We start from the raw sequence: 7,075 nt of genomic DNA, 5'->3' as shown, positions 1-7,075 counted from the left end.
GTACACCCTTCAGGTCGCTGGCGGACTGGCCCTGATCACGGACAAGCTGCTGATGGCCAACGTCGGGTCCGCGGTCGACGTCGAGAGCCGGCCTGGACTGAGGAACGGAGGGAGCGAAGCGACCGGAGAGACGAGGGAAGGCCGGGAGTTCCAGCCCCATGACCCGCCGCGCCGAAGGCGTGGCATCAGTACCGTCATGGCGGGATGTTACAACAGGGAGGTATGTATGTCTCTACGTGAAAATGTGTTAACAAACTATTGACACGTCTGGCGCGGGCCGGAAAGCTGGCGGTCAATCGGCGCGCCGCCCGGCAGGACTCGGCGCGCCTGTGGGGTGGATGGTTCCGGTGTCGAGGAGAGGGCTGCGCGGATGCGGATCGGGTTGGTCGGGGTCGGGCGGATCGGGGCGTTCCACGCCGCGACCTTGAAGGGGTTGCCGGCGGTGGACCAGGTGGTGGTCGCGGATGCCGACCCGAGCCGGGCCGAGCTGGTCGCCAAGGACCTCGGGCTGGAGTACGCGCCGGACGTGGACGCGTTGCTGGCGAGCCGGCTGGACGGTTTCGTGATCGCGGCCGCGACCTCGGCGCACGCGGACCTGATCGCGGCCGGTGTCGCGGCCCGGATCCCGACCTTCTGCGAGAAGCCGGTCGCGATCGACCTGGACGAGACCCTGCGCGTCGTCGAGCTGGTCGAGGCGTCCGACGTACCGGTGCACATCGGGTTCCAGCGCCGCTTCGACGCCGGGTACCAGGCGGCCGCGGCCGCGGTCCGGGGCGGCGAGCTCGGGTTCGTCCACCACATCCGGGCGAACACCAACGACGCATTCCCGCCGCCGGCTGAGTACATCCCGACCAGCGGCGGCTTCTTCCGCGACTGCACGGTGCACGACTTCGACATCCTCCGGTTCGTCACCGGCCGCGAGGTGGTCAGCGTGTTCGCCACCGGCGCGAACCGCGGCGAGTCCTTCTTCGGCGAGTACGGCGACGTCGACGCGGCGGCCGCGTTGCTCACCCTCGACGACAACACGTTCGTCTCGGTCAGCGGCACCCGGTACAACGCGGCCGGGCACGACGTCCGGATGGAGATCCTCGGCAGCCTCGGCTCGCTCGCGGTCGGCCTGGACGAGCACACCGCGCTGCGGTCGACCGAGGCCGGGGTGACCTTCCCCGGCGGCCAGCCGCACGCCACCTTCATGGACCGGTTCCGGCCGGCGTACGTCGCCGAGCTGACCGCGTTCACCGAGGTCGCGGCCGGGACCCGCGAGGTCCCGTGCACGGTCCGGGACGCCTACCAGGCCTTCCGGATCGCCGACGCCTGCGAACTGTCCCGCCGCGAGCACCGGCTCGTCCAGCTGTGAAGCCTTCGACAACAGAGGAGATTGGCCCGATGACTGACCTTGCACTCCGGATCGCCGGCGCTCCGATCTCCTGGGGTGTCTGCGAAGTCCCCGGGTGGGGCTGGCAGTACGACCCGGAGACAGTGCTCGCCGAGATGCGCGACGTCGGCATCGCGGCGACCGAGTTCGGGCCGGACGGCTTCCTGCCGGCCGACCCGGCGGAGAAGGCGAAGACACTGGCCGATGTCGGACTCCGCGCGGTCGGCGGGTTCGTGCCCGTCGTACTGCACGATCCGGCGTACGACCCCACGCCAGAGGTCGCCGCCGCGCTCGAAGGCTTCGTCGCAGCCGGCGCGACCACGCTCGTCCTCGCCGCCGCGACCGGGCAGGACGGGTACGACGACCGCCCGGTGCTCGACGAGACAGGTTGGACGACGCTGCTCGGCAACCTCGACAAGCTGTCCTCGCTGGCGGCCGAGCGCGGCGTGCTGGCAACCATCCACCCGCACGTCGGGACGATGGTCGAGAACGCCGACGACGTCGACCGGGTCCTGCGCGGGTCGTCGATCGGACTCACCCTCGACACGGGCCACCTGCTGATCGGCGGTGTCGACCCGGTCGCGCTGACGGTGGAGCACGCTGCGCGGATCAAGCACACGCACCTGAAGGACGTCGACGCCGCGTGGGCCGCGAAGGTCCAGGCCGGTGAGGTCAGCTACACCGACGCAGTCCGCGAAGGCATGTACCGCCCACTGGGCGCCGGCGACATCGACCTGACCACGATCGTCGCCACTCTGGAGAGCTCGGGTTACCGCGGCTGGTACGTCCTCGAGCAGGACACCATCCTCGGGTCCCGTCCCAACGGCGACGGCCCGCTCACCGATGTCCGCGCCAGCATCGCCCACCTGCACACCATCGCGGAGAACCTCTCATGAGCCAGGTAGCCGAGACCCAGGACGCCTCCGTGAACCCGCCCGACGAGGTTCTGACCATCGGGCGGATCGGGGTGGACCTGTATCCGTTGCAGGTCGGCACGCATCTGGAGGATGTCGAGAGCTTCGGCAAGTTCCTGGGCGGCAGCGCGACGAACGTCGCGGTCGCGGCCGCCCGGCACGGCCGGCGCTCGGCGGTGATCAGCCGGACCGGCAACGACCCGTTCGGGACCTTCATCCACCGCACACTGCGCGAGCTCGGAGTCGACGACCGGTTCGTGACCCCGGTCGACAACCTGCCGACACCGGTCACCTTCTGCGAGATCTTCCCGCCGGACAACTTCCCGCTGTACTTCTACCGGTTCCCCAAGGCCCCTGACCTCGAGATCTACCCGTCCGAGCTGGACCTGATCGCGATCCGGGACGCGAGCATCTACTGGTCCACCGTCACCGGCCTGTCCGCCGAGCCCAGCCGATCCGCGCACTTCGTCGCCTGGGAGGCGCGCGAACGCCGCCCGCTGACCGTGCTCGACCTCGACTACCGGCCGATGTTCTGGGCCGACCCGAGTGAGGCGCACGACCAGGTCAGCCGCGCGCTCGAGCACTGCACGGTTGCCGTCGGCAACCGTGAGGAGTGTGAGGTGGCGGTCGGCGAGACCGATCCGGACAAGGCCGCCCAGGCATTGCTGGACCGCGGTCTGGACCTGGCGATCGTCAAGCAGGGGCCGAAGGGAACGCTGGCCCGCACCCGCGACGAGCGGGTCGAGGTGCCGCCGTTCCCGGTCGAGGTGGTGAACGGCCTCGGCGCCGGCGACGGCTTCGGCGGCGCGCTCTGCCACGGACTGCTCGCGGGCTGGCCGCTGGAAAGAGTGATCCGGTTCGCGAACACGGCCGGCGCGATCGTCGCCTCCCGGCTCGAGTGCTCGACCGCGATGCCGACCGAGACCGAGGTCCTGAACCTGCTGGGTGAGGAAGCATGAGCGACCCGGGCACGCAGCAGACTCTCGCCCCGACCGGCGCCGGCGAACCCAACACTCGCGGTGTCGGCCGACCGGTACGGCGACTCGACCAGCTGACCGACCTGCGGGTGCGGCATCCGGAGCGGATCACCGAGGCCTGGCAGCAGCGTCGTCGCCGTGAGCTCGTCGGCGCCGACGGTCGGCTCCTGATCGTCGCGGCCGACCACCCCGCGCGAGGTGCGCTCGGCGTCCGCGGTGACCGGATGGCGATGGCCAGTCGGCCGGCGTTGATCGACCGCCTGATGACCGCGCTGGAGCGCCCGGGTGTCGACGGTGTGCTCGCGACTCCCGACGTACTCGAAGATCTGCTGATGCTCGGGGCGCTTGAGGGCAAGGTCGTCATCGGCTCGATGAACCGCGGTGGACTGCAGGGCGCCGCGTTCGAGTTGGACGACCGGTTCACGGCGTACCGGACGGCCGAGGAGATCGCCGCTCGCCGGTTGGACGGCGGCAAGATGCTGACCCGGATCGACCTGGCCGACCCGGGCACGGTCGCGACGCTGGAGAGCAGCGCGGCCGCGGTCACCGGACTGGCCGAGCACAAGCTGATGGCGATGGTCGAGCCGTTCTGGTCGACGCGCACCGACGGGCGGGTGACGAACCTGCTCGATCCGGACTCGGTGATCAAGTCGATCCAGATCGCCGCCGGACTCGGCGCCACCAGCGCGTACACCTGGCTCAAGCTGCCGGTCGTCGACGACCTGGCGCGGGTGATGGACGCGACGACGTTGCCGACGCTGCTACTCGGTGGCGATCCCACCACTTCGCCCGAAGAGACGTATGCAGCGTGGGGCAAGGCGCTCAGCCTTCCTTCCGTTCGTGGTCTGGTCGTCGGTCGGGCCCTGCTCTTCCCGCCCGACGGCGATGTGGCCGCCGCCGTCGACCAGGCCGCCGCTCTCGTCCACGGAGGTGCCGCATGACCGAATGGTTCAGGCCTGCTGGTACGACTGCACGCGACGGCTTCGAGGTGGTCGTGCGACCCGGTGAGCAGGACTGGCATCACACCGGCCTGTCGATCTGCACGCTGCTTCCGGGCCAGTCGGTCCAGATCGACACCGGCGACTGCGAGTACCTGGTCCTGCCGTTGAGCGGATCGGCCGAGGTGATCGTGGACGGCGAGACCGTCCCGCTCGGCGGCCGCGCCGACGTCTTCGCCGGCCCGACCGACCTCGCCTACGTCCCCCGCGGTACGACGATGGCCGTGGTCAGCGCCGGTGGTGCGCGCATCGCGTTCCCGCACGCCAGGGCGGCGAGCGACTACCCGTTCCGGCGGATCGGCGTCGAGCAGGTCGAGACCGAGCTACGCGGCGCGGGTGTCGCGTCCCGCCAGGTGCGGAACTTCGGCACCCCGGCCGTCCTCGACGCCGACTCGATCATCGCCTGCGAGGTGCTCACCCCGGCCGGCAACTGGTCGTCATACCCGCCGCACAAGCACGACGAGCACAAGCCGGGCGAGGAGAGCGAGCTCGAGGAGATCTACTACTTCGAGCTGCAGCTGTCCGAGGACGCACCCGAAGGGGCCAAGGGCAACGACCCGATCGGGTACCAGCGGGTGTACGGCACCGAGGACCGCCCGATCGACGTCCTCGCGGAAGTCCGCAGCGGCGATCTGGTGCTCGTGCCTCATGGGTGGCATGGTCCTGCGATGGCGCCTCCTGGTTACGACATGTACTACCTGAACGTGATGGCCGGTCCGGGGACCGAACGCGCGTGGCTGATCAGCGACGACCCCCGCCACGCCTGGGTCCGCGACCTCTGGACTACCCAGCGCATCGACCCCCGCCTCCCTCTCAGGACGAGCCATGAGTGAACGAACCGATGGACCAACTGCAGTGACGAGGAACCTGTTGATGGTGTGTGGAGGAGGACGGCGATGACGGTTCGGCTCACGGTCGCGCAGGCGTTGGTGCGGTTCCTGAGCGTCCAGTACTCGGAGCGCGACGGCCGGCGGCAGCGGCTGTTCGCCGGGTGCCTGGGCATCTTCGGGCACGGCAACGTGGCCGGCGTCGGTCAGGCGCTGCTGCAGGCCGAGCTCGAGGATCCGACGGCGCTGCCGTACATCCTGGCCCGCAACGAGCAGGCCATGGTGCACACCGCGTCCGCCTTCGCCCGCACCCGTGACCGGCTCCAGACCTACGCCTGCACGGCAAGCATCGGCCCGGGCTCGACCAACATGGTGACCGGCGCGGCCCTGGCGACGATCAACCGCCTTCCTGTTCTGCTCCTCCCTTCGGACGTGTTCGCAACCCGGGTGGCGACCCCCGTGCTGCAGGAGCTGGAGAGCTTCGGCGCCGGCGACGTCTCCGTCAACGACGCGTTCCGCCCGGTGTCGAAGTACTTCGACCGCGTCTGGCGCCCCGAGCAACTGCCGTCGGCGCTACTCAACGCCATGCGCGTGCTGACCGACCCGGTCGAGACCGGTGCGGTGACCCTGGCCCTGCCGCAGGACGTCCAGGCCGAGGCCTACGACTGGCCCGAGGAGCTCCTCGCGGAGCGCACCTGGTATGTCGCGCGGCCGTTGCCGGAAGCATCAATTGTCGACAAGGCGGTAGATCTCCTACGGTCCGCGCAGCGGCCGCTGATCGTCGCCGGCGGCGGTGTGCACTACTCGGGTGCCGAGGAAGCGCTCCGCGAGTTCGCCGAGGCGACCGGCATCCCGGTCGCGGAATCCCAGGCAGGCAAGGGATCGCTGCGCTACGACCACCCGCAGTCGGTCGGCGCCGTCGGCTCGACCGGGACCACGGCAGCCAACACCCTCGCTCGCGACGCCGACGTCGTGATCGGCATCGGCACCCGGTACAGCGACTTCACGACGGCCTCGCGGACCGCGTTCCAGAACCCGGACGTGCGGTTCGTGAACATCAACGTGGCGCGTTTCGACGGTGGCAAGCATGCCGGCCTTCCTCTCGTCGCGGATGCCCGGGAAGCCCTTGTTTCGTTGGGATCCGCGCTTGGTGACTGGTCTGTGAGTGACCAGTACAGATCGTTGACGGCCATGCTCGCAACCCAGTGGGACGCGATTGTGGAAAACACCTACAACCCACCCGCCGAGGTGACCGCGAAACTCGCCGAAGGCCTGCTGACACAGGGCGAAGTGCTAGGTGCCGTGAACGAATTGTCGGCGCCGTCTGATGTGGTGGTGTGCGCAGCCGGTTCGATGCCGGGTGACCTCCACAAGTTGTGGCGGACGCGCGACCCGAAGGGATACCACGTCGAGTATGGCTACTCCTGCATGGGATACGAGATCGCCGGCGGGATCGGCGTTCGCCTCGGCGCGCCCGACCGGGACGTGTTCGTCATGGTCGGCGACGGGTCGTACCTGATGATGTCGACCGAGCTTGTCACCGCGGTCCAGGAGAACGTGAAGGTCGTCGTCGTCCTGGTCCAGAACCACGGTTTCGCGTCGATCGGCGCGTTGTCGGAGTCGCTGGGATCCCAGCGGTTCGGGACGGCGTACCGGCGCCGCAGCGGGGACGGACGCCTCGACGGCGACTACCTGCCGGTCGACCTGGCGGCGAACGTCCGCAGCCTCGGCGTCGACGTGATCGAGGTGCACGACCGCGCCGAGCTCGAGAAGGCGATCTTCACGGCGAAGGCCGCGGACGGCCCGATCGCGATCCACGTGAGCACGGACCCGCTGATCGGCGCCCCGGACAGCGAGTCCTGGTGGGACGTCCCGGTCAGCCAGGTGTCCGCTCTCGACTCCACGCAGGCGGCGTCGGCGTCGTACGAAGAGGCCAAGAAGGGCCAGCGCCCGTACTTGGCTCCCACCGAGGGGGATCGCTGAC

The 7,075-nt window shown here is 69.6% G+C and carries 6 protein-coding genes; all 6 read left to right on the top strand.

The window, feature by feature from the left end:
* The first annotated feature begins 370 nt into the window (after positions 1-370).
* The 6 genes from AB0H36_RS19200 (at position 371) to iolD (ending at position 7,074) form a co-directional block, all read left to right on the top strand.
* A complete protein-coding gene (locus tag AB0H36_RS19200; protein ID WP_360524539.1) occupies positions 371-1,357 on the top strand; it encodes a Gfo/Idh/MocA family oxidoreductase in 987 nt (328 codons plus the stop codon).
* A gap of 29 nt (positions 1,358-1,386) precedes the next feature.
* Entirely contained in the window at positions 1,387-2,271 is an 885-nt protein-coding gene (locus tag AB0H36_RS19195) for a sugar phosphate isomerase/epimerase (protein WP_360524536.1), read from the top strand.
* Positions 2,268-3,248, top strand: coding sequence for a 5-dehydro-2-deoxygluconokinase (gene iolC / locus AB0H36_RS19190; RefSeq protein ID WP_360524533.1), 981 nt, complete (start codon positions 2,268-2,270; stop codon positions 3,246-3,248). The genes AB0H36_RS19195 and iolC overlap by 4 nt, the downstream gene beginning before the upstream one ends.
* The gene (locus AB0H36_RS19185; RefSeq protein ID WP_360524530.1) at positions 3,245-4,207 is read left to right on the top strand and encodes a deoxyribose-phosphate aldolase; all 963 of its coding nucleotides are present in this window, start codon (positions 3,245-3,247) and stop codon (positions 4,205-4,207) included. The genes iolC and AB0H36_RS19185 overlap by 4 nt, the downstream gene beginning before the upstream one ends.
* On the top strand, positions 4,204-5,097 hold the full coding sequence (iolB, locus tag AB0H36_RS19180; protein WP_360524527.1) for a 5-deoxy-glucuronate isomerase: 894 nt from the start codon (positions 4,204-4,206) through the stop codon (positions 5,095-5,097). The genes AB0H36_RS19185 and iolB overlap by 4 nt, the downstream gene beginning before the upstream one ends.
* Before the next feature lie 63 nt (positions 5,098-5,160).
* Positions 5,161-7,074: a 3D-(3,5/4)-trihydroxycyclohexane-1,2-dione acylhydrolase (decyclizing) gene (iolD, locus tag AB0H36_RS19175; protein WP_360524524.1), complete on the top strand. Its 1,914-nt coding sequence runs from the start codon at positions 5,161-5,163 to the stop codon at positions 7,072-7,074.
* Position 7,075: the final 1 nt, after the last annotated feature.

It is taken from the genome of Kribbella sp. NPDC050820, from assembly GCF_040653975.1.
In the GTDB taxonomy this organism is placed as follows: Bacteria; Actinomycetota; Actinomycetes; order Propionibacteriales; family Kribbellaceae; genus Kribbella.
This window is presented reverse-complemented; position numbering and strand designations above follow the sequence as displayed.